The organism is Paenibacillus sp. JGP012 (genome assembly GCF_014203995.1).
In the GTDB taxonomy this organism is placed as follows: domain Bacteria; phylum Bacillota; class Bacilli; order Paenibacillales; family Paenibacillaceae; genus Paenibacillus; species Paenibacillus silvae.
Genome location: NZ_JACHKG010000001.1, coordinates 494,591 through 517,879, shown reverse-complemented (window position 1 = coordinate 517,879; position 23,289 = coordinate 494,591). Strand labels below are relative to the sequence as shown.

Sequence of the window (23,289 nt, the reverse complement as noted above, 5' to 3'; positions counted from 1 at the left end):
CCTCTCCACATCAAGGACTCACAACGAGTGACACAGCCATTTGATCCCAGCGGATATGCTGCTTCAATCTTTGATTTACATCCTCCAGCGTAATCGTCTCGTACAAGGAGAGCATACTGAAAAAGTCAACACCGCGGAACTGCTGACGTGTGAATTCACTCGCAATGTTCTCCGGTGAATTCAGCATGCGTAAATATCCACCCATTTTCTTTTTGCGTGCACGCTCAAAATCGGAAGACTCGAATCCTTTTTGCACAATGACATCTACTTCTTCACGTATCCGTTTCAATAGCTGATCCGGATCTGGAGTATCCCCGCCCACAGCCGAAAACGCATATTGAGGTGAACTGATGTACTCATGACCGAAGCTGTCCGAGATCAGGTTTTCATCATATAGCTTCTGAAACAGACGTGTGCTGGAGCCAAACAAAAGGTCCATCATAAGCTGTGTCGTGGTGTCCCTGTGCAAAAGTTCTTTCCCCGTTAATCCAACATCCGTTTCTTTGAAGCCAAACAGACACTTCGGAAGGGAAACCGACAACTGAACTTCACGTCTCGCCTCTCCTACCTGTGCGGGCTCAGGCTCAAAAAAACGCTGAATCTGTCCTTGCGCCTCGTACTTTTTCTGCGCCTGATTCTCTCGAATCATGCTGATCACCTGCTCCGGGTCCACACCGCCCACAACAAACAGAAGCATGTTGCTCGGATGGTAAAAGGCATTGTAACAAGTGTACAGCATTTCCTTGGTAATGGTGTGAATGGATTGAACGGTTCCGGCAATATCAATATGCACCGGATGTTTTTGATACATCGCTTCAATCAAGCCAAAATAAACTCGCCAATCCGGACTATCGGCATACATGTTGATCTCCTGTTCAATGATGCCCTTTTCCTTGTTCACATTTTGATCAGTGAAGTACGGATTTTGCACAAAATCAACTAATGTTTGTATATTTTCGTTTATATTCTCTGTGGCAGAGAACAAATAAACCGTCTGATCGAAGCTCGTAAAAGCGTTTGCAGAGGCACCCTGAGAAGCAAATGTGGCAAAAATATCACCCGTAGGCTCCTCAAACATTTTGTGCTCCAGAAAATGAGCAATCCCGTCCGGCACCTTCACTTCAGCCTGTCCTTGCACCTGAAAATGATTATCTACAGACCCATATTTGGTTGCAAATGTAGCATACGTTTTCTGAAAACCCGATTTGGGCAGCACATAGACGTGCAGTCCGTTGTCCATCACTTCGTAATATAACGTCTCCTGCAGCTGTTCATAACGAATGCTCTCCACGACTATTCCTCCTTCTCGTCCCGCAAGAAATAAATCGTATCCAGACGGAACTGCTCTGCGGCTTCACGAACATCCTGCTTGCTGACCTGCTCGATTTGCGCGAGCAATTCTTCTGGTGTTCTCTCCTTGCCCGATAACTGGCGATTAAAATCATAGGCAATGATCTCAAACGCAGCATCCTGCATCTCTTTCAGCAGATTACGAATCATCGCTTTGGTCTGGGACATCTCCAGATCGGTAATATTGCCACTGCGCATTTCTTCAAGCTGCTGCTTGATAATAGCGACTGCTTTCTCATAATGAGGAATTTCAATGCCGGATTGTATGGTAGCAATGCCTTTGTGCCCGTCATATCTGGAAGACGCATAGTAGGCGAGGCTTTCTTTTTCACGAACATTTACAAACAGCTTTGAATGCGGATACCCGCCAAGGATGCCGTTGTACAGCAATGCTGCTGCATAGTTGTCATCTCTATACGTAATCGAAGTACGAAGACCCATATTCAGTTTGCCCTGGCCGATATTTAACTTCTCAATAACCGTGTTCACGTCCTGATCCCCGCGCACCGCCTTCTGAGCCTGATAATCCGAGGAAACTGTACGCTCCAGACTAAAATGCCGCTCTACCAGTTCTTCAACTTCTTCAAGTGTCGTATCACCCACCACATACAGATCCATGCTTGCTGTGCCCAGCCAGTTCTGATAAGCCATAGTTAGCTCCGCAGGCTCTATGGCTGGCAGCACCTTTCGTTCACCAAGCGGATGCAGCCTGTAAGGCTCATTTTTGCACATTTCTTCAATGCAGCGCTCAGCGGCATAACGCATTTTGTCGTTCACGATGGATTCCAGCTTTTTGCGGACCGTCTCGCGTTCGGCATGAACATACGCTGCTCTGAAAAGTCCATTTTCCTGTGCAGGCCTGGTCAGCACCTCGCCAAGAAAAGCAAACGAGCGATCCAGCAGCTGCTCTTCCCCTCCGACAAAAGAGTCGTTAATCGTATCCATTCGGAACTGCACAATCTGATAATCGCCGCGCTTATAGACGTCAAAACCAAAACCGGCTCCGTACAAATGCTCCAATTGCTCGCGAAACTGCGTTGTTTCCGGATACGATTCAGTCCCTCGTCTTAACACAAACGGAATCAGCGCTGTCTGAGTCACCGTGTCCTCCCGTAAAGGAACCCCGGCGTACAGGGAAATCGCGAACGTTTTGAAGCGTGTCGTGGGAAGCACGTGAATGCGAAGCTGTTTCCGGCTGCCCCGTTCAAATTCTGCGGTATTCAAATGTCAAAACTCCTTTACGGCGTCATTTAGATAACAGGCCTTTGTCGAGCTTAAACGTAACACCATCAATTTATACTATACGATTCAAAAGCCAAGAAGCAACCGAAGTCATGCCTTCTGGTTGCTCCCCTGCCCGCTTACATACAGAATATATGTTGCCCGATCGTTTTTACCTGAGGTCGTGTCCAGATCCATTTGGATGTGGCCGTTTTGGGGTTAAAATAATACAGGCAGCCGCCGGAAGGGTCCCAGCCGTTTAATGCCTGCTCTACAGCCTTTTTGGCCTGAGCATTGGGTTCCAGATAGATCTGTCCGTCGGCTACAGCTGTAAAAGCCCCTGGCTGAAAAATTACACCGGAAGGCGTAGATGGGAAACTCGGTGATTTGACCCGATTCAAAATAACAGCAGCTACGGCTACCTGACCTTCAAATGGTTCTCCGCGGGCTTCACCGTATACGGCATTCGCCATAATTTTCAGCTCATTCTCGGAAAGTCCCATCGCATTGGCGGATCCCATATTGTCCTGCTCATTGTTGCCAGCATTCGAAGTTCCACCCGTCTCCCCGCCATCGCCTCCTTTATGCAAAGGAGGTTCGGTAGGTGACCACTTGGCGGTTGCATTGTAAAGCTTCAGCTTTGTTTTCGCACCAACCACTCCGTCAGCCTTCATGCCAAACTCGGATTGAAACCACTTTACCGATTTCAGTGTGCTGCTGCCAAAATTACTGTCGATTTTACCGTTGTAGAATCCAAGGTACTTCAAACGTCCCTGAAGCTCGTATACATCTTGACCGTAACTGCCGTATTTCACAGTATTGCTGCTGAATGTGGGCAGTGCTTGTTCCTCTGCCTGTACATTATTCTCAGCAGTGCTTGGACTGGCAGTATGCTCAGGAAGCAAATAACGGATTCCCAGCGCGGATATCAGCAAAATAGCAGTGAAAAGCCATAGGTTCATTTTTCGCATCGACTACGCTCTACCTTTCTCTTGTGGGATTTAACAGAATCGCTACCGTTATTATGACAAGCCTGCCTGTTTCCTATGCACCAAATCATCCGATCTCTGGAGCAAATGGCAACCTCCGCGCCCCGTACATAGCAAAAAACCTCCAACCCTAAGGGTTGAAGGCTTCTATATAAGCTGAACTAAAGAATTTACACAAGCCACTCGGATGACAGAATAACCTTCCAATCGCTGTTATCCCCAGATTTTTTTGATCCCCCTTTCTAAAGGGAAAATCCGGTGATAAAGGCGATCGCTTCGCTTTTTCAGGTTTTTTCTGTCCTCTCCGTTCATGTGTAAAAGAATAGTTTAACTTATATTGGTCACTTCATTTACGAGCTTATTTTGCTCTGTTGATACTGTTCCAGCGAAACCAGAACTTCACGCGGCTTACTGCCTTCGTACGGTCCAATTACACCTCGAGCTTCCATCGAATCAATTAAACGCGCTGCACGCGTATAACCTACCCGCATTCGCCGCTGCAAAAGGGATACCGAAGCCTGCTTCGCCTCCAGAATAATCTGCACAGCCTGCTCGTACAGCTCGTCCTGCACTTCTTCTGCTGCCTGACTGGAATCGTCCACCTCGGGAACGAGGGTTTCATCATACTGCGCTTCACCCTGCCCCCGAACGTAATTCACGATATTTTCAACCTCTTCATCACTCATAAACGCACCTTGAACACGAATCGGCTTGGAAGCGCCCATCGGCATGAACAGCATATCTCCGCGGCCCAAAAGCTTCTCCGCTCCACCCATATCCAGAATCGTACGTGAATCCACCTGTGAGGATACGCCGAACGCAATCCGCGAAGGAATGTTTGCTTTAATTACCCCCGTAATGACATCGACAGAAGGACGCTGTGTAGCAATAATCAGATGGATACCCGCTGCACGGGCCATCTGCGCCAGACGAGCAATGGCATCCTCTACATCTCCAGCTGCTACCATCATCAGATCGGCCAGTTCATCCACGATGACCACGATATAAGGCAGTACTGCTGCCGGATTATCCTTCATCAGATTATTGTAACCCTCAACGTTACGTGTGCCGGATTTGGAGAACAATTCATATCGCTTCTCCATCTCAACCACGATCTTTTTGAGTGCAAGCGACGCCCTTTTCGGATCGGTTACAACCGGTGCCATCAGATGGGGGATACCGTTGTATACGTTCAATTCAACCATCTTGGGGTCTACCATCAAAAATTTAACCTCATCCGGCTTCGCTTTGTACAATATGCTGGTGATAATGCCGTTGATACATACCGACTTTCCTGATCCAGTTGCACCAGCTACAAGCAGATGGGGCATCCTCGCCAGGTTGCCGATAATCGTCTGACCCGATATGTCTCGACCAAACGCAATCGTTACCTTGGATTCTGCTTCCTGGAACGTTGCCGTCTCCATCACTTCCCGCATCGTCACTACCGAGACCTCACCATTCGGAACCTCGATGCCTATTGCAGATTTCCCAGGAATTGGAGCCTCCATCCGAATATCCTTGGCAGCCAGGGCCAGAGCAATATCATCCGTAAGACTGACAATTCGGCTGACCTTCACCCCGATATCAGGCTGAATTTCATACCTCGTCACTGCTGGCCCGCGAACCACTTCAAGTACCTTCGCACGCACACCGAAACTTTCAAGTGTTGCCTCCAGCTTGCGTGCAGTCTGCATGTAATCCTTCTGATCGCCACCTTTGCCGCCATTGTTAGGCTTCGCAAGAAGACGGAATGACGGCAGTTTGTATGGCTTTGGAGGTGGAGGGGGCGGCACAGCTGGCGGCGTATGTTCCCCTTCTGCAGCGGGCTGCCCCGTTGCAGAGTCCACCGCTTCGTCTGAGCTCCCTTCTGTATTCGTTAATTCATGATTAAGATCACCTTGAAGCAGTGCTTCTTTACCATTTGCATCAGACCACTCGGCTTCGACCAGCTCATCTGTAAATTTGATATCGGTTCTGTCCACCCGATCAGCGCTGTCATCGTTACTGCCGAGATCGTCTGGAAACGGATAAGCGTCATCGAGATCATCATCCTTATCGGAGCCTTCCGTTCTGACATGCTCAAAGAAGTCACGAATGATTGGCGCAGAGTCCACCTTGGACGATACAACCTGCGCAGCACCAACAGCGGCAGCTCCTGTTTCATGCTCTGCTGGCTCAGATTCACCATACCATGCTTCGGCTGCCACATCCTGCCCGGCCCGGTACACCACCTGTTCGGATTCCAGTGCATCCCCCTCTTGGAGGCTGTTATCCTGCTTGGCAGCCTGGCGGTCTGCCCCCCATTTTCCGAACAATTGAAAAAATATCGGAGCCTTGCGTCTCGGCAGCTGCCCTTCATGAGCATCCTGTAACTCATCTTCATCATCATCGTAGTCGTCATCCTGCACGGGCACAGGGGTTAATTTGCGTGTATTGCCTTTCTTGGCCCCTGCAGCACTGGAAGCGGAGCGTCTGGCTGGTCGGGACTCCAGCTTTTTGTACATGGAAGTTCCGGCATCCCATATCTTCGTCCTGAATATACGAATCAGATCAACATAAGACAGATTGGTCACCAGCATAAAGCTGATCACAAACATCACAATCATGATCAATCTTGCGCCAAGACTTCCGAACAGCCACAAAAATAAGGCAAACTGCCCGGCACCAATATATCCGCCGCTGATATCCTTATTCAGCATGGAGTCACGCCCCCCCGGCGTGGCAGGTGTCAGCAGCTCTGTTTGCATATCATTATGTACCTGGGTCAGCACAGCACCCGGCTCAAGCGCACCAACCGGAATCAGCTTCTGGTGCATCGCCGAGATTGTACTCATCAAAGTTAAGGCGAAAACCAGCAGCACCAGGCCGGTCTTGCGAGTAGTCCAGCCGCTCGGCCATTTTCGATGAATCATCACCATCAGACCATAATAAATACCCACCAGCGGGATTGCAAAATAGAACTTGCCAAGCAGCAGTCCAAACATCTTGGAAAGCGAGCGTCCAACGGTGGCTTCACCCGATAGTGCTATAACTGCCAGTGTAATCAGCACGATACCGTAAATTTCATATTTTAAGACACCACTAAATCCGGCGCCCTTTTTTTTCCTCTTTTTTCTTCTGGCCAAGATCAGGTCACCCCCAGAAGAATATTATACCATACAAATATATTCCGTACATATGTTCTTTTTCTGCACCTTTTGTCTGGTTTCGTCGCGTTATGCCAGGCCCGCGTTACCGGAAAGGGGAACGGTGGAACCCGGCTGATTAGCCGGGTCCAGATACGCTTCGAGCGGACAGTCCAGGAGACGCACGATCACCGCTTCGGTGTCATTTACAGGTCTGACCTGCATTAACAAACCATTCATGCGAATCTCTTTCGTATCACCGGCCTCTGTCCACATTCCCGACCAAAGCTGCTCCGGGGGCATGACTGTATACATCGTTGTCATTGTGTGTACCCTCCTGCCTGAAGTGTCTGTTTCCTGTCGCCCATAAGCTGATTTAATTGCGCAATCGCTTGTCCGATACCGCCTACCGCATCCATAAGTCCATATTTCACCGCATCTGCACTTCCTACCGCCGTACCGATATCCCGATTCAGCTCTCCTGTCTTGAACATCAGCTCCTTGAACATCTCTTCGGAGATGTTGGAGTGTGACGTGACAAATCGAACAACTCGCTCCTGCATCTTCTCCATATATTCAAAGGTCTGCGGCACACCGATAACAAGTCCGTTCATACGAATCGGGTGAATGGTCATCGTTGCACTTCCCGCAATCAGCGAATACGTCGAGGCTACCGCAATCGGCACACCTATGCTGTGCCCTCCTCCAATAACAACCGTTACCGTTGGTTTGCTGAGGGAAGCAATCATCTCTGCAATCGCAAGTCCAGCCTCTACATCGCCACCTACCGTGTTGAGAATAATAAGGATGCCTTCAATTTTCGGATTTTGTTCTGCTGCAACGAGCTGCGGGATGATATGCTCATACTTTGTCGTTTTATTTTGCGGAGGTAAAATCAAATGTCCCTCGACTTGACCGATAATGGTCATACAGAAAATGTTGGATTCCGCAGCCGGTGACTGTGTCTGACCAAACTGCTGAATGGACTCTGTCACTGGAGAAACCTGCTTCTCCTCCTGTGCCGGCATCTCTGGAGCTTCTGTCTCCGGCTGATTCGAACGTGGTATTTGCTTGTCATTCATCTTCTCATTCATGAAATGTAGTCCCCTTCTCCTGAAAAGTGTGATGCTTTCCTTTTCCTTAGTATGGGGAATCTACCAACAAGCTTATACTTTCATCGCCTAATCAATTCTTTAATTACTTCCGAAACACTCCCCACCTGGACAAACGCAAAAAAGCCCCTTCTCTACAAGGAACCGTCCAATATTACTTGTAGAGAAGGGGCGACTGTGTGCCAGAATATATGTTTGTACCCTTATGTTAAACTTCCATAATGATAGGCAAAATCATCGGTCTACGACGAGTTTGCTCATACAGGAAGCGTCCCAATGCATCTTTAACATTCGTTTTGAGTGAAGCCCACTCGTTGACATTCTCGCTCATCAGCTTCTGCAGCGTGCTGCTAACGATTCGGTTAGCTTCATCCAGCAATCCTTCTGATTCACGTACGTAAACGAATCCGCGAGAAATGATATCAGGCCCGGAGACAATTTTGCCATCCTGTTTGCTGAGTGTCACCACGACTACAAGGATACCATCCTGCGATAACAGTTTACGGTCACGCAATACAATGTTGCCTACGTCACCTACACCCAGACCATCAATCAATACGTTACCTGCAGTCACTTTACCAGCTTTGCGTGCTGCACCGCCTTGAATCTCTACAACTTCACCGATATCTGTAATGAAGATGTTGTCGGGATCAATACCCACAGATTCGGCAAGAACAGCGTGACGACGCTGCATACGGAATTCACCGTGAATCGGCAGGAAATATTTCGGTTTCATCAGGTTAAGCATGAGCTTAAGCTCTTCCTGGCTACCGTGACCAGATACGTGAACGCCACTGTTGGCACCGCTGTAATGCACGTGTGCTCCGAGACGGAACAGTTCATCAATGGTACGGCCGACATACTTCTCGTTACCAGGAACCGGTGTTGCTGCAATAATTACCGTATCACCAGGCAGGATATCCACTTTGCGATGTGTGGAACGTGCCATACGTGTCAATGCGGACATCGGCTCGCCCTGGCTTCCTGTGCACAGAATGACAACACGATCCGCTGCCATCTTGCCTACTTCTTCCGGTTCAATGATCATGCCGTCCGGAATATCCAGGTATCCCAGATCGGAAGCAATGCCAACCACGTTGACCATGCTGCGTCCGATGACAGCAACTTTACGTCCAGTAACCTCTGCTGCGTTAATTACTTGCTGAATCCGGTGTACGTTGGAGGCGAAGGTTGCTACAACGACACGCTGGCTTGCTTTGCGGAAGATATCTTCCAGCACGATGCCTACGTTTTTCTCCGATGGCGTAAAACCAGGCTTCTCTGCATTCGTACTGTCAGACAGCAACGCAAGTACGCCGTTTGTTCCGATCTGTGCCATACGCTGAAGATCCGCGTACTGACCGTTAACTGGTGTATGATCGAACTTGAAGTCGCCTGTGTGAACAACTGCACCTTCCGGCGTTTCTACACATACCCCGACGGAATCCGGAATACTATGGTTAGTAGCAAAGAAGGATGCTTTCAGCGTCGTACCCAGTTCAATTTCAGAATCTGCATTAATGAGAATGCGTTTCGTCTCACCCAGCAAATTTGCTTCTTTCAATTTGTTCTCTACAAGACCCAGTGTAAGCCTTGTTCCATATACTGGAACATTCAGGTGTTTGAGAACATATGGCAAACCGCCGATATGATCCTCGTGACCGTGAGTCAAAATGATACCTCTTACTTTATCACGGTTCTCCGTCAAGTACGAAATGTCAGGAATGACAATATCAATACCAAGCATGTCTTCCTCCGGGAATTTAAGACCGGCATCTACGACAACAATGTCGTTAGCGTATTGGATCACATACATATTTTTACCAATCTCGCCTACGCCGCCCAATGCAAAAATCATCAGCTTTTCGTTATTATTATTTTTCTTAGACAAATGAATCTGAACCTCCTATGGTAGTTGGACGTCGTACCTTATTATTTATTGTAAGTTAAGAAAAGTAGTTCAAACATTACATCCCCGTATATAGGCATGAATGCAAAAGAACACCTTTATTCACGATATTTGGAAGAAGTTCTTCGAAGTTATTCCCCATCACCAACACGTTGGATCTGAATTGCCCCTCTTAGCCGTTCCTTCCCTTTTCACCGCAAAGCCACACCACTGAAACGATGTCGCTTTCAATTTCAAAAAAATACCGCACCCAGTCACTTGACATCATTATACATGATTAAAAACAGAAAAAACAAGTCACTCTCTCGTTAACCTGTAGGTTTCCCCCTCATGTAAGAAAAGAAACCTTACAGCGGTCGTAAAAAAAAGAACCGCTGCCTCGGGTTAAGAGGTGCGGCTCTTCGCTAAACAAAGCTTTCATGCTAATAATTAATAAACGATGGCAGAATCCCAACTTTTATTTACATATCAAGCAGATTTTTAATATAGACCTGCTCTTCTTCTGTTGGCGGAATAAGTGGCAGACGAACCGAACCGACATTCAGACCACGTAATGTCAGTGCATATTTTACGGCTACCGGATTCGGCAGCGGCTGAGGGCACTCAAAGAGTCCCTTGAACAGTGGAAAGAGCTTCTGATGGATCTGCGTAGCCCGCAGAGGATCTCCGCCATAGAAGGCTTCTATCATTTGTTTCATCTCAGCGCCTGCAACATGACTCGCCACACTAACGATACCGTGAGCTCCCACAGCAATAGCCGGCAGTCCCGCAGCATCATCTCCCGAATATACTCTGAAATGGTCAGGCGCACCGGCAGCAATCAATGTCACCTGCTCCATAGAAGCACATTCCTTTGTTGCCACGATATTCGGAATTTGTGCCAGACGTAACGTTGTTGCTGCAGACAAATTAGCTACCGTACGCCCCGGCACATTGTACAGCATTACCGGAAGTGATGTTGCCGCAGCAATGGCTTCAAAATGTCTGTACATGCCTTCCTGGCTCGGTTTATTGTAGTATGGGACAACTAACAAGACACCGTCTGCCCCTACACGCTCAGCTTCCTTTGTGAGATGGATAGAATGAGCCGTATTGTTGCTTCCCGTTCCCGCAATAATTTTGCATCGTCCAGCCGCATGTTTCACGGCAAACTCGAATAATTGAACTTTCTCTGTATCACTAAGTGTTGGCGACTCCCCAGTCGTACCCGAAACCACGAGAGTCTCCGACTTCTGATCTTCGATCAGATAATCAATAAGACGTGCCGTTTCCTCCCAATGAATCTCGCCTGCTGCATTAAACGGGGTAACCATTGCTGTAATCAATCTTCCAAAGTCCAATTCGATTTCCTCCCTTAAAACAGGTCTGGCTCCGCTAACTCCGGTGATTTATAAGTGAAGTTCAAATGAGGCATGAAGAGCCCTCAGGGCCTGAACCATATCTTCTTTTTTGACAAGCACCCAGATCGTTGTATTGGAATCCGCCGATTGCAGAATCTGAATATCTGCCAGGGTCAAGGATTCCACGATGCGCGCCATAATGCCGGGTACACCATTGATTCCCCCGCCAATGACAGAGACCTTGGCACAGCCAGACAAGCTTTGTGGCTTCAGGCCAATCTCCTGCAGGACACGTATCGCCTTCTCGGAATCACTATCAAACACGGTATAGACAACTCCCGAAGGGGTAACATTAATAAAGTCGACACTGATTGAGTTCTCGGCCATCGTTTTGAACACTTTCAATTGCAAGCGATCCGCCCCGCCAGGAACGTCCACCGTAATTTGAGTGACATTGCTGACATAAGCAATACCTGTCACATAACGATCTATAATCCCTGTCTGTACGTCCTTGAATCCTTCCGGATGCGTTACAAGTGTTCCCTCTGTATCTGCAAAGGTTGATCTTACCCGTACCGGAATTTGAGACTGCATGGCGATCTCAACCGCCCGCGGGTGAATAACTTTGGCTCCATGGTGAGCCATGTTGCAAATCTCCGCATAGCTGACTACGGTTAATGGACGTGCATCCTCAACAATCCGGGGATCAGCCGTCAAAATACCATTTACATCGGTATAGATATCCACCATTTCGGCACGCAGTGCAGCACCCAAAGCTGTTGCGGATGTATCACTGCCTCCACGGCCCAGCGTGGTGAAGTCACCTTTCTCTGTCTGTCCCTGGAATCCTGTTACAATAACAACACGACCCTCCTGCAACTGTTCCAGCACACGAACAGGACGGACATCCAATATCCGGGCGTTCCCGAAATTGTCGTCCGTCACAAACCCTGCTTGTGCACCGGTGAGCACTGATGTTGGAATGCCTTCATGTTCGAGCAGGCTGCTGAGCGTTGTTGCAGAGATAATTTCACCGCAGCACAGCAATAAATCCTTCTCACGTGCGGATAGTGCGTTCCCATTCTGCGCTGCCCAGTCCAGAAGTGTATCTGTCGCATACGGCTCACCGCGGCGTCCCATAGCTGATACTACAATAACCAGATTGAATCCTGCCTCAAGCTCACGTTTAACATGCCGGAGCACGTGCTCTCTTGCCTGAACGGTAGAGAGAGACGTGCCTCCGAATTTTTGTACCATAATGCGCATCTTTATTCCTCCATTTGTGTACGCAAGAAGACTGGACACGAGTCAGATCAACAAATGGATCACCCTAAGGACCGTTCCGATGCGATAATGCAGGAATGCCCTAACAAACAGGAACGTGGTTAGAGGTAGCTGTTCACGCCAGCTATCGTGCACCATGATTTTCTTTGTCTCTCGAACCCTTCTTCAATTCTTCGAGCGCATAACCGTTATTGCCCTGACTACAGCTCTCTTCTATGCCTGTGAAGCACGCTCCACAATCATAGGCTGCAGCTGCTTGCCCTCCAGTGCACTCCAGCAAGCTTCGGGGATCAGCTCCATTTTGGCAACTAACGAATTCGGTTTTTTCACTGGATCATCTTGGCCAAACGGCACAAAATACAAATATTTGGCCACTAATAGTTTTGCAATATTCGCTGCATTCAATCCAAGCCCGTCATTCGTCGATATAGCCAGCACAAGCGGACGCTGATTACGCATCTGCGCTTTGGCAGCCATAAGCACCGGGCTATCGGTCATTGCATTAGCCAATTTGCTCGTTGTATTGCCCGTGCATGGCGCAATGACCAGCACATCTAGCAGCTTAGAGGGCCCTAAAGGCTCCGCCTCAACAATTGTAGAAATGATATCATTACCCGTTATATCTTTCAATTGTTTTTGCCAATTCTGCGCTGTGCCGAAGCGTGTATCCGTCGTCAGTACCGAGTTCGAAATAATTGGAATGACGTTGGCTCCCTCAGCAACAAAGCGGCTAATGACCGGCATAACCTCTTCAAACGTACAATGAGACCCCGTAATTGCGTAACCAACCGTTTTACCCTGCCAGTTCATGATTTAACCTCCCGTGCGTTCTGTTCTTCCAAAAGCAAACGGATTAACGCGTCGGCAATAATGCCGCCAGCCGTTTTGGGAGCAACAATACCGGGGAGGCCTGGTGCGAGCAGTGCCTTGATGCCGCGCTTGTCGGCATACCTGAAATCACAGCCGCCGGGAGCGGATGCAAGGTCAATAATGACTGCTTTTTGAGGCATTCTGGACAGGATTTGTGCTGTGATTATCATAGTCGGTATCGTATTAAAAAGCAAGTCAACTTCCCCGGTTTGAGCGGCCAAATCCGTTGTCATGAAAGGCTTCCAGCCCATGATGGCTGCCCGGACTGCATCTTCATTCCGCCTGATTCCCACCCGTACATTGGCTCCAAGCCCCTGCAGTGTTTTGGCCAGCGTGAACCCTGTTCTACCGATGCCCAGCACAATACATTCAGAGCCGTGAATCGTAATATCGGTTTCCTTGATTGCAATGGCGATGGCTCCCTCCGCTGTCGGAATAGAGTTGCAAAGTGCGATATCATCACGATCCAGCACCTCGATCAGCCGAAGACCGTTCTCCTGGCAAAGCTCACGCAAAAACGGCTTTGCCATCCCTGTAAACACGGTGCAGTGCTCCGGCAAAGCAGCCACATGTTCTTTTTTCAAAACAATTGCAGTATCACTAAACGAAGAACTTACTTTCCCTTGATCATCACAGCTCACCACAGGCAGTACCAGCACATCTGCGGAAGCAAACACATCATCCTCAAGTTCGCGGTGCTCAATACCCGGAATAACCTGTTCCAGTTGGTCGAAGCCTACCACACTTACCGTTGCATCCAGTTCGGCGCACTTTCGAATGACTTCAAGCTGCCTTGCATCTCCGCCCAGAACGACAATCCGGACTCCGGTCAGCATCGGGACGTCACTCCTTTCACCACATGTATGCCTTATCGTATGCAGCGGCCCACAGGTGGGTGAAAACAATAAATGAATCCGAACTGAATTAGAGGATGGCAGAACATAAAAAAAGCCGTCCCAAAGGGACGACATTTCATTTCCAGTATATTACTTGCCTGTATGACCGAAGCCGCCTTCTCCTCGCACCGTCTCCGAAAGTTCAGCAACCTCCGTCAGTTCGATCGCAGGCACCGTCTGGAACACAATCTGGGCTATCCGTTCACCGCGTACAATCGTAAACGGCTCCTGCCCCAGATTAATAAGCAGCACTTTCACCTCGCCACGATAATCCGCGTCAATTGTTCCCGGTGTATTCAGACAAGTAATACCGTGTTTGAAGGCCAGGCCGCTGCGCGGACGAATCTGAGCTTCCAGTCCGGCTGGCATCGCCATCGCAAGCCCGGTCGGGATCAGCGTACGCTGTCCCGGCTGCAGAACAACCTCTTCTTCCAAGGCAGCCACAACATCAAAGCCGGCAGCCAGCTCAGACATTTTTTGCGGCAGCCTGATATCCTCGTTACCCGGTAACTTCTTTATTTGAACGTAATGCAACCAAATCATCCCTTCTCAATCCAGCAATCGTCTTGTCTGAAGCGCCTACCATTGCAAGTGCAAACGGCTCTGCAAACATCAGATCAAGTACAGCATCGATATCCTTCATCGTAACTTGCTCAATTTTGGCAATCATCTCATCCAGCGTAAGATGTCTGCCAAGCATCAATTCGTTTTTCCCCAGTCGGTTCATACGGCTGCCTGTGCTCTCCAGACTCAGAATCAGACTGCCCTTCAGCTGCTCCTTGCCCTTACGCAGTTCATCCTCAGATAAACCATTGACAGCCAAGTCACTCAGCACCTCTTTGGTCAAGTCGAGCACTTCCTTCGTCTGCTTCGGAGCAGTACCCGCATAGATCGTGAACAGTCCACTGTCCGCATGAGAGCTGTGATACGAATATACGGAATAAGCGAGTCCGCGCTTTTCACGAATCTCCTGAAACAGTCTGGAGCTCATGCCTCCGCCAATCGCGTTATTCAACACCACCATGGCGTACTGCAGCGGATCACCAATTTTACACCCAGGGAACGAGATGCAAATGTGGTTCTGCTCCGTTTTCTTTTTGTGGAAAAGCTGTCCGCTTTGGAAAGCTGGAACTTTTACTTCCTCGGACAACCCTTTAACGTCAAATGCGCCAAAATGCTTCTCCATCAGATCAATTACTCTGTCATCAATGTTGCCCGCAATGCTGATAACGGTGTTTTCGATCGTATAATGTTCTTTCATATAAGCACGCAAATGACTGGAGTCCATCGCCTTGAGGCGTTCTTCTGTACCCAGAATCGGATATGCGAGCGGGTGCTCTCCATATGCGGCTAGAGCCATCAGATCATGAACCATGTCATCAGGCGTATCCTCGTACATCGAGATTTCTTCCAAAATGACATTTTTCTCTTTGGCCAATTCACCCTCATCCATCTTGGAACGGAAGAACATATCAGATAATACATCAACTGCAATCGGCAGATGTTCATCAAGCACCTTCGCATAATAGCAGGTATACTCCTTGGACGTAAATGCATTTACATTGCCGCCAATGGCGTCAAACTGCTCCGCAATCGCTTTGGCATCGAAACGCTCTGTCCCCTTAAACAGCATATGTTCAATAAAATGGGATACCCCGTTATTTTCGGTACGCTCGTTCCGCGAACCTGTTTTGACCCATATTCCAAATGACACGGAACGACAGGTCGGAATTTGCTCCATTACAACTCTGAGGCCATTGCCCAGCTGAATTTTTTTCACGGTTGGCCCTCCTACATCTCTATAATTGCCGTGATCTCAATCCTTGCAGATTGCAATCGACATTTGGTTCCAACTTTTTGATATTAACAAAAAAACAGCATTCACTCAACCGCGTTGCCTTTCACCCGTTCCGAAGACAACGTTTCACTGACTGTTCCAAGCACCAGTCCCTTGGCCCGAATTGAATCAATCATGCCTTTCATCGCTCCTGCCGAGGAAGCTGTAGGATGCATCAGGATTAATGAACCGGCTTCGGTTTTGTTAGCTATTTTGGCAATAATGGAATCCGGACTTGGTTTCCGCCAGTCCACGGTATCTACCGTCCATAATACCGTTTGCAGGCCCATTGAAGCTGCGATATCTACCGTCTTTTGATTAAAATCACCCGAAGGGGGTGCGAACCAGCGATTTTCCACCCCAAGCGTTTGGTGCAGCAGGTCCTGCGTTTTACTAATCTCCAGTTTTGCCCGCTCCGCACTCAATCGGCTCATATTCGGGTGTGAATACGCATGGTTGGATATTTCATGCCCACGCTTTTGAATTTCCTTGGCCAGTTCCGCATTTTTGCTCAGCCAGCTGCCATCCAGAAAAAAAGTAGCCTTCACCTTTTCGGCATCCAGCGTGTCCAGCATCGGAACGAGAAATTCATTGCCCCAGGCCACATTGATCATAAAAGAAACCATCGGTTTATTGGCATTGCCTCGATAGATCGGATGTGCACCCAGGTCTTTCAGCTGGATATCCGGCTCGATCTGACGATACACATATGGAATTTTGGTATTCCACGTGCCGCTCAGCGCCTTGCGATAGGTCGCCTCCACGTCAATTTCCAGACCGTTGTAACCAGGAATCGCTTTCCACACACGATCAACCCTGGCATTCACCGGAGCAATCCGGGTTTCGGCTGCCTTATCCTTGATCGCAGATAATAGTGATTCTTCCCCGGTCGCTTCTTTAAACATATCAAACGCATTCTGTGTCCCTGGTCCGTCGCGGATTTCCGTAATGTATGTACGTACACTGCCGACTTGTCCGATTAGCATGACCGATGCCACACCCGCGAGAACAACCGCCAGTTTTTTGGATTGGTTTCTCACAGCTCCATCCTCCCGCCGTCTTTGTCCCCATCATATGAGGACAAGGGCAGGATTATGATTAAATCCCGCAATCCGTCTGCGCCTGCTGCATACGCTGCAATTTAAACGTTAAAAAAAGAGCCAGAAATTCGCATTCTGTCTCTTCATTCAATCGTTCAATGGTTATTCAAACGTCAGCTGCCTAGGATTGCGCAGGAGCTTCCGCTGTTAATACAGCCTTGCGGGACAGGTTGATTCGGCCCTGCGGGTCAATCTCGGTTACTTTTACCGTAATCGAATCACCGATTGCCACAACATCTTCCACTTTCGCAACACGCTCTGTAGAAAGCTGTGAAATGTGTACCAGACCTTCTTTGTTTGGCAGCACTTCAACGAATGCACCGAATTTTTCAACGCGTTTTACTTTGCCGACATAAATTTCGCCAACCAGCACTTCGCGTACAATGCCTTCAATAATTGCTTTGGCTTTATCATTCATTTCCTGATTGGAAGAAGCAATAAAGACACGGCCATCCTGCTCAATATCAATTTTAACACCGGTTTCTTCGATGATTTTATTGATAATTTTACCACCAGCACCGATAACATCACGGATTTTATCCGGATTGATGTGCATCGTTGTAATTTTAGGCGCATACTGAGACAGCTGCTCACGCGGAGTTTTCATCACTTCGGTCATTTTGCCCAAAATGTGCATACGTCCTTCTTTCGCCTGTGCCAGCGCTTCGGACAAAATTTGACGGTCAATACCATCGATTTTGATATCCATTTGAATAGCAGTTACCCCATCAGGTGTTCCCGCTACTTTGAAGTCCATGTCACCCAGGTGATCTTCCATACCTTGAATATCACTCAGAATGGATACATGCTCTCCATCTTTGATCAGACCCATCGCTACACCAGCTACCGGAGCTTTAATTGGCACGCCTGCATCCATCATCGCAAGTGTGCTTGCGCAAATACTTGCCTGGGATGTAGAACCGTTGGATTCCAATACCTCAGACACCAGACGGATCGTGTACGGGAAGTCCGTTTCCGAAGGAATCACCTTGGACAACGCACGCTCACCCAGCGCACCATGTCCGATTTCACGACGTCCTGGCGCACGAAGCGGACGAGCTTCACCTACGCTAAACGGCGGGAAGTTGTAATGATGCATGAAACGTTTGGTTTCTTCCAGACTAATGCCGTCCAGAATTTGAACGTCACCCAGTGCACCCAGAGTACAAACGCTCAGTGCTTGTGTTTGTCCACGTGTGAACAGACCTGAACCGTGTGTACGCGGCAGCAGGGAAGTGTCACATTCGATTGGACGAATCTCGGCAAGGCCGCGTCCATCCGGACGTACTTTATCATGTGTGATCAGACGGCGCACTTCTTCTTTGACGATATCGTGCAGCACTTCTTTCACATCTTTCAGCAATTCCGGTGTTTCAAGGTATTTCTCCTCAAAATGAGCAACCGTTTCGTCGTTCACAGCGTCAATCGCATCCTGACGAGCGTGTTTCTCCGCAATTTTAACAGCTTCCACCAGACGTGCGCTTGCAAACTCACGCACACTGCTGTTCACTTCTGCGTTTACAGCGTGGAGCTTCACTTCCATTTTTTCTTTACCTGCAACCTGTACCAGCTGTTCAATCACCGTTACAATGTTTTTGATCTCGTCATGCCCGAACATGATTGCCTCAAGCATCACTTCTTCAGGTACTTCGTTCGCTTCGGCCTCAACCATCATAATCGCGTCTCTTGTTCCGGCTACAACCAGTTCAATATCGCTCACTTCCAGCTGAGCAATGGTAGGATTAATGATAAACTCACCATCAATACGACCAACCTTCACACCGCCAATCGGCCCGCTGAACGGAACATCGGAAATGCTCAGTGCTGCCGAAGTACCGATCATTGCAGCGATTTGTGGCTCGCAGTCCTGATCCACACTCATTACAATATTCAGAACTTGTACATCGTTACGGAAACCTTCCGGGAACAATGGACGAATCGGCCGGTCAGTCAGACGACTTGCCAGAATCGCTTTCTCTGATGGTCTTCCCTCACGCTTGATAAATCCACCCGGGATTTTACCTACAGCATACAATCTTTCTTCATAGTTCACCGTCAGTGGGAAAAAGTCCAGATCTTTCGGCTCACTTGATGCTGTCACGGTACATAATACGACGGTATCTCCGTATGTCACCTTAACGGCAGCATTCGCCTGCTTGGCCAAACGCCCGGTTTCAAGCGTAAGCTTTCTTCCACCAAGCTGCATTTCAACACGCTGTTCCATGAAATCCCTCCTTTAATTCGTTCCTATCACAATGGATTCTGCATATTCACAGTATTTCCTGCTTGTCCGGCGTTCATTAGCAATGGTTATGCCAAACAAAGGCATACCTGCAAAACAAAAGCTCCTTGCGGAGCCCTCAGCTACAAATATATGGCAACATGTTCATCTACAAAACAACCCGGCTGTGAGGTCCGCTTGTCCTTTTAGACAAAAGAAAAGGCGGATAACAGCCAGGTTGAGTTTGAAAACATGTACGATAATTAACGACGCAATCCGAGTTTTTCGATCAGTGCGCTGTAACGTTTAACATCTTTGTTTTTCACGTAAGCCAAAAGCTTACGACGTTGACCTACCATTTTCAAAAGTCCACGACGGGAGTGGTGGTCTTTCTTATGCGTGCGCAAGTGGTCTGTCAAACTTCTGATGTTTTCCGTAAGGATAGCAACTTGCACCTCAGGTGATCCAGTATCGGACTCATGAGTTTTGTGCTCGTCGATCAGTTGTTGTTTGCGTTCTTGAGTCAATGCCATCCTATTCACCTCCTTCATTATAATCGCCGTTAGCCTCGTCACCGCCGGTGAGAGCCTGCAACCAAGCTAAGGTTAATGTCGTCTCAATCGACAACGTAGTACATTATATCATAGTTGCCCGGACAAAGTAAATGTAAACATCAATTTAAATGAAAAATGTAAACATCCTTTGTTTTATTCTATTTTCAGGATAACAGACGAGCGGCGGTCAATGCATCTTGGCGAATCTGAGCAATCAAGGCATCAATCGATCCAAATTTTTGCTCATTTCGTATGTAATGCACCAGTTCCACTTTCAGTTCCTGATCATAGATTTGACCGTCAAAATCAAGCAGATGCACTTCGTAGGTCGGTTTCATGCCATTCTCGTGAAAAGTCGGTTTGACACCCAGGTTCATCACACCAGCAAGCTCTTGATCGCCGACCTTCACCCGCACAGCATATACCCCTTTGGCTGGCGTAACGTAATGATCGACAAGCTCAAGGTTAGCGGTCGGAAAACCAATGGTACGCCCGCGTTTTTCTCCATGAATAACAGTGCCTCTAATGCTGTATGGACGGCCAAGCCACTGACTGGCCTCATCCATTTCGCCACGTTTCAGCAGCGCACGGATGAGTGAACTGCTCACTTTCTCCCCGCCAAGCAGAAACGGAGGAACTGTCTCTACCGTCATCTCGCTTCCACCCAAGGTACGCAGCAACTGTTCATCGCCTGCTCCTTTATGACCGAAACGAAAATCAAATCCGACAACGGCAGTTTGTGTCTGAAGAGGAAGTAACAATTCATGCACAAATTGCTCTGGAGATAACTTTGAAAAAGATTCATTAAATTCAACCACGTAGAGAATATCCACTCCCATACCAGCCAAAATCTCTTCTTTGTCTCTCAGCGGGGTAAGGTATCCCTCGTAATCCCCTTTGCGCATAACTTCCTTCGGGTGTGGATGAAAGGTCATGACAGCTGCCTTCTTACCCGATTCCCGCGCAATGCGAACAGCGGATAGAATGACGCTTGCATGTCCGAGATGCAGCCCGTCGAATTGACCAATTGCCAGCACTTGGGGATGTGTACTCAGTTCCGCGGATTGTAATGTCTGCGGATAGGTTAACATTACGGTTTTCACAATCATTCACCTGCATTTCACTTGATGGGCCAAGCTTGAACCTCGTCATCACTCCAAGCCTGGTTCCTTTTTATTCCGGTAAGAAAACTTTAACAGCCCTCACGGTTGGTTTCAATTCATCCCGCTCAAATATCCCCAGAAACGTGCCATCCTGAGCATAGAGACGAAGCAGTCCAGGCTGCTCCACTGGCGGCTCCAGTAGGCGAGCGGAAAGCTTTTGCCCCTGAAGGGCCCCTTTCATCTGCTCTTCTCCGACCTTGTGGGCAGGAATGGAAGGAATCGCTTCATCTACCGGGATCAGTGCCTCAGCCAGCGTGCCTTCAGCCATGCGCTTTTCAACTTCTTCTATATGGAGACAATGCTCTGCAGATATTCCTGCAGATATGGTACGTTCCAGCTTCACCATTGTAGAGGGGAACCCAAGCTTGCGCCCGATATCTACACATAATGTACGGATATACGTTCCTTTCGAGCATAAGGCACGAAAAGATATGTCGGTTGTGCCATCATTACTCTCTATTCCGGTCAGCTCCAGCTCATAGATGGTAACTTCACGACTCTTGCGTTCTACCGTTTTGCCTTCACGTGCAAGTTCATATAATCGTTTCCCATCAACCTTTACAGCAGAATACATAGGCGGAACCTGTGAGATGGTACCAAGAAACTGCTCCAGTACCTGCTGTACCTGATCCTGTGTTACTTCTACAGCTGACGATGAACGTTCAGTGACTTCACCGGTCAGATCCTCTGTGTCTGTAGCAAGTCCCAGCCTGAGCGTTGCCAGATATTCCTTGGGAAGCTCCTGCATATACTCGACCACTCGTGTAGCCCGCCCCAGGCAGAGCGGGAGAACCCCGGTCACCTGAGGATCAAGCGTACCCGTATGACCGATACGTTTCATCTTCAGGATCCGGCGCATTTTGGCTACGACATCATGAGAAGTAAAACCGGCTGGCTTATACACTGGCAACACACCTTCAAACGGCTTTACCATTGTAAGTTCACCTGCTTCAGCACTTTTTCCACGACTTCCTCCAGCTTGCCTTCCAACCGGCAGCCAGCTGCGAGCACATGTCCGCCGCCACCGAAGGTCTGTGCTAACGCTGCAACATCTACTTTACCAGCTGAGCGCATGGATGCCTTCACTGCATTGTCATTGATGACTTTGAAAAAGATACCCACTTCCACACCGCGAATGTTGCGAGCGAAGTTTACAATGCCTTCCAAATCCTCATTAACTGCTCCGCATGCCTGCATGTCATCTGGTGTAATAACAACCCAGGCCACTCTGCCATCTTCCGTCATCTGCAAAGAAGAGAGCGCTTTGTTCAGAATGCGAACCTGGGGAAGCGTAACTTCCTCCAGCAGCATTTGCGCAAGATGAGGACCATCCACACCATGTTCCAGCAAACGCGAAGCTACGGCCATTACATTCGGGCTTGTATTGGCATATCGGAACCCGCCCGTATCTGTCAACAGACCTGTGTATACCGCCGTAGCAATGTCCTTGTTCCACTTAATATCGAAAAGCTGTAGAAAATCAAACAAAATTTCGGCTGTTGCCGCTGCATCTGATTTGATTATATTTACTGCACCATAACCGTTGTTCGTCGGGTGATGATCAATATTCAAAATTATGGCGTCTTCTTCAAAATATTGACGGGTAAGACCCACTCTGGCAAAATCAGCACAATCAACACAGATGATCGCTTTATACTTACGCTCCGGGGGTTGTTCGGTCATGTTCACAATGGCATCGGCCTGCCATAAAAAACGCATGCGCTGCGGAATTTCACCTTCATTTATCATGGTGAATGTCTTTCCCAGACATGACAGCAGCCAGCCCACCGTTACCGTCGAGCTGACTGCGTCACCGTCCGGCTGTACATGCGACACGACCAGGTAATCGTCATGCTCCAGCAGGAATTGTTTCCCTGCCTGAAGCGCCTGTTCATAAGTGTGCATTGCCGTCTCCTCTATTCTGTTACTGGGATTCGTTTTTGTCGTTGTCGGAACCAATATCGCCAAGCAGCTTTTCAATCCGGCTGCCGTATGCAATAGATTCGTCGATCTTGAATATCAATTCGGGAACATGACGGAACCGGATACGCTTGCCCAGTTCCGTGCGCAGAAAGCCGTTTGCTTTCGCAAGTGCTTTAAGCGAGTTATCCTTCTGCTCCTGTTCACCGAAGACACTCAGATAAACTTTGGCTTGCGACAAGTCACCAGTCACTTCAACACCCGTAACGGTAATAAAGCCGATACGTGGATCTTTCAGTTCTGACTGGATAAGCAAACTCAATTCTTTCTTGATCTGCTCGCCCACTCTACCTGTACGAATCTTAGCCATTGTTGTTCACCTCATACTTCCTTGC

At 48.4% G+C, this 23,289-nt stretch carries 20 protein-coding genes; all 20 read right to left on the bottom strand.

Annotation, left to right across the window (positions count from 1 at the left end):
- Positions 1 to 10: 10 nt before the first annotated feature.
- The 20 genes from yfmH to rbfA all read right to left on the bottom strand — a co-directional run bounded on the left by yfmH (position 11) and on the right by rbfA (position 23,264).
- The gene (gene yfmH / locus HNR77_RS02300; protein WP_184180336.1) at positions 11 to 1,291 is read right to left on the bottom strand and encodes an EF-P 5-aminopentanol modification-associated protein YfmH; all 1,281 of its coding nucleotides are present in this window, start codon (positions 1,289 to 1,291) and stop codon (positions 11 to 13) included.
- A 2-nt stretch (positions 1,292 to 1,293) separates the two neighbouring features.
- The gene (yfmF, locus tag HNR77_RS02295; protein WP_184180334.1) at positions 1,294 to 2,574 is read right to left on the bottom strand and encodes an EF-P 5-aminopentanol modification-associated protein YfmF; all 1,281 of its coding nucleotides are present in this window, start codon (positions 2,572 to 2,574) and stop codon (positions 1,294 to 1,296) included.
- Between the two features lie 137 nt (positions 2,575 to 2,711).
- Positions 2,712 to 3,542, bottom strand: a complete 831-nt coding sequence (sleB, locus tag HNR77_RS02290; protein WP_184180332.1) for a spore cortex-lytic enzyme — start codon at positions 3,540 to 3,542, stop codon at positions 2,712 to 2,714.
- Positions 3,543 to 3,910: 368 nt separating this feature from the next.
- Positions 3,911 to 6,688, bottom strand: coding sequence for an FtsK/SpoIIIE family DNA translocase (locus tag HNR77_RS02285; protein ID WP_184180330.1), 2,778 nt, complete (start codon positions 6,686 to 6,688; stop codon positions 3,911 to 3,913).
- A 90-nt stretch (positions 6,689 to 6,778) separates the two neighbouring features.
- A complete protein-coding gene (locus HNR77_RS02280; RefSeq protein WP_111270053.1) occupies positions 6,779 to 7,012 on the bottom strand; it encodes a YlzJ-like family protein in 234 nt (77 codons plus the stop codon).
- Positions 7,009 to 7,782 carry a ClpP family protease gene (locus HNR77_RS02275; RefSeq protein ID WP_311768556.1) on the bottom strand — a complete coding sequence of 258 codons (774 nt, stop codon included), beginning with the start codon at positions 7,780 to 7,782 and terminating at the stop codon, positions 7,009 to 7,011. The genes HNR77_RS02280 and HNR77_RS02275 overlap by 4 nt, the downstream gene beginning before the upstream one ends.
- A 226-nt stretch (positions 7,783 to 8,008) precedes the next feature.
- Positions 8,009 to 9,658 (bottom strand): ribonuclease J, encoded by a 1,650-nt coding sequence (locus HNR77_RS02270; protein ID WP_397365979.1) that lies wholly within the window; start codon positions 9,656 to 9,658, stop codon positions 8,009 to 8,011.
- A 512-nt stretch (positions 9,659 to 10,170) separates the two neighbouring features.
- Positions 10,171 to 11,049 carry a 4-hydroxy-tetrahydrodipicolinate synthase gene (gene dapA, locus HNR77_RS02265; RefSeq protein WP_184180328.1) on the bottom strand — a complete coding sequence of 293 codons (879 nt, stop codon included), beginning with the start codon at positions 11,047 to 11,049 and terminating at the stop codon, positions 10,171 to 10,173.
- 48 nt (positions 11,050 to 11,097) lie between these two features.
- Positions 11,098 to 12,315: an aspartate kinase gene (gene dapG, locus HNR77_RS02260; protein WP_111270050.1), complete on the bottom strand. Its 1,218-nt coding sequence runs from the start codon at positions 12,313 to 12,315 to the stop codon at positions 11,098 to 11,100.
- A 231-nt stretch (positions 12,316 to 12,546) separates the two neighbouring features.
- Positions 12,547 to 13,143 carry a dipicolinate synthase subunit B gene (locus tag HNR77_RS02255; protein WP_110893066.1) on the bottom strand — a complete coding sequence of 199 codons (597 nt, stop codon included), beginning with the start codon at positions 13,141 to 13,143 and terminating at the stop codon, positions 12,547 to 12,549.
- Positions 13,140 to 14,039, bottom strand: coding sequence for a dipicolinate synthase subunit DpsA (gene dpsA, locus HNR77_RS02250; protein ID WP_184180326.1), 900 nt, complete (start codon positions 14,037 to 14,039; stop codon positions 13,140 to 13,142). Before dpsA ends, HNR77_RS02255 begins: the two co-directional genes overlap by 4 nt.
- A 150-nt stretch (positions 14,040 to 14,189) precedes the next feature.
- A complete protein-coding gene (gene dut / locus HNR77_RS02245) occupies positions 14,190 to 14,642 on the bottom strand; it encodes a dUTP diphosphatase (RefSeq protein ID WP_184180324.1) in 453 nt (150 codons plus the stop codon).
- Entirely contained in the window at positions 14,599 to 15,879 is a 1,281-nt protein-coding gene (locus HNR77_RS02240; RefSeq protein WP_184180322.1) for a M16 family metallopeptidase, read from the bottom strand. Before HNR77_RS02240 ends, dut begins: the two co-directional genes overlap by 44 nt.
- Positions 15,880 to 15,980: 101 nt before the next feature.
- Positions 15,981 to 16,976 carry a polysaccharide deacetylase family protein gene (locus tag HNR77_RS02235; RefSeq protein WP_311768555.1) on the bottom strand — a complete coding sequence of 332 codons (996 nt, stop codon included), beginning with the start codon at positions 16,974 to 16,976 and terminating at the stop codon, positions 15,981 to 15,983.
- A gap of 181 nt (positions 16,977 to 17,157) precedes the next feature.
- The gene (pnp, locus tag HNR77_RS02230; protein ID WP_111270046.1) at positions 17,158 to 19,260 is read right to left on the bottom strand and encodes a polyribonucleotide nucleotidyltransferase; all 2,103 of its coding nucleotides are present in this window, start codon (positions 19,258 to 19,260) and stop codon (positions 17,158 to 17,160) included.
- Positions 19,261 to 19,520: 260 nt separating this feature from the next.
- Positions 19,521 to 19,790 (bottom strand): 30S ribosomal protein S15, encoded by a 270-nt coding sequence (gene rpsO / locus HNR77_RS02225; protein ID WP_056700672.1) that lies wholly within the window; start codon positions 19,788 to 19,790, stop codon positions 19,521 to 19,523.
- 185 nt (positions 19,791 to 19,975) lie between these two features.
- Positions 19,976 to 20,914 (bottom strand): bifunctional riboflavin kinase/FAD synthetase, encoded by a 939-nt coding sequence (locus HNR77_RS02220; RefSeq protein ID WP_397365946.1) that lies wholly within the window; start codon positions 20,912 to 20,914, stop codon positions 19,976 to 19,978.
- Between the two features lie 70 nt (positions 20,915 to 20,984).
- On the bottom strand, positions 20,985 to 21,908 hold the full coding sequence (gene truB / locus HNR77_RS02215; protein ID WP_184180318.1) for a tRNA pseudouridine(55) synthase TruB: 924 nt from the start codon (positions 21,906 to 21,908) through the stop codon (positions 20,985 to 20,987).
- On the bottom strand, positions 21,902 to 22,879 hold the full coding sequence (locus HNR77_RS02210; RefSeq protein ID WP_184180316.1) for a DHH family phosphoesterase: 978 nt from the start codon (positions 22,877 to 22,879) through the stop codon (positions 21,902 to 21,904). The genes truB and HNR77_RS02210 overlap by 7 nt, the downstream gene beginning before the upstream one ends.
- A 19-nt stretch (positions 22,880 to 22,898) precedes the next feature.
- Positions 22,899 to 23,264, bottom strand: coding sequence for a 30S ribosome-binding factor RbfA (rbfA, locus tag HNR77_RS02205; RefSeq protein ID WP_090923831.1), 366 nt, complete (start codon positions 23,262 to 23,264; stop codon positions 22,899 to 22,901).
- Positions 23,265 to 23,289: the final 25 nt, after the last annotated feature.

Excerpts from the sequence above, each read along its gene's own strand:
- sleB (WP_184180332.1), bottom strand. The coding sequence starts at position 3,542 with ATGCGAAAAATGAACCTATGGCTTTTCACTGCTATTTTGCTGATATCC.
- HNR77_RS02280 (WP_111270053.1), bottom strand. The coding sequence starts at position 7,012 with ATGACAACGATGTATACAGTCATGCCCCCGGAGCAGCTTTGGTCGGGA.
- HNR77_RS02275 (WP_311768556.1), bottom strand. The coding sequence starts at position 7,782 with ATGAATGAGAAGATGAATGACAAGCAAATACCACGTTCGAATCAGCCG.
- HNR77_RS02270 (WP_397365979.1), bottom strand. The coding sequence starts at position 9,658 with ATGATTTTTGCATTGGGCGGCGTAGGCGAGATTGGTAAAAATATGTAT.
- dapG (WP_111270050.1), bottom strand. The coding sequence starts at position 12,315 with ATGCGCATTATGGTACAAAAATTCGGAGGCACGTCTCTCTCTACCGTT.
- HNR77_RS02255 (WP_110893066.1), bottom strand. The coding sequence starts at position 13,143 with ATGAACTGGCAGGGTAAAACGGTTGGTTACGCAATTACGGGGTCTCAT.
- dpsA (WP_184180326.1), bottom strand. The coding sequence starts at position 14,039 with ATGCTGACCGGAGTCCGGATTGTCGTTCTGGGCGGAGATGCAAGGCAG.
- dut (WP_184180324.1), bottom strand. The coding sequence starts at position 14,642 with ATGATTTGGTTGCATTACGTTCAAATAAAGAAGTTACCGGGTAACGAG.
- pnp (WP_111270046.1), bottom strand. The coding sequence starts at position 19,260 with ATGGAACAGCGTGTTGAAATGCAGCTTGGTGGAAGAAAGCTTACGCTT.
- rpsO (WP_056700672.1), bottom strand. The coding sequence starts at position 19,790 with ATGGCATTGACTCAAGAACGCAAACAACAACTGATCGACGAGCACAAA.
- truB (WP_184180318.1), bottom strand. The coding sequence starts at position 21,908 with ATGGTAAAGCCGTTTGAAGGTGTGTTGCCAGTGTATAAGCCAGCCGGT.
- HNR77_RS02210 (WP_184180316.1), bottom strand. The coding sequence starts at position 22,879 with ATGCACACTTATGAACAGGCGCTTCAGGCAGGGAAACAATTCCTGCTG.
- rbfA (WP_090923831.1), bottom strand. The coding sequence starts at position 23,264 with ATGGCTAAGATTCGTACAGGTAGAGTGGGCGAGCAGATCAAGAAAGAA.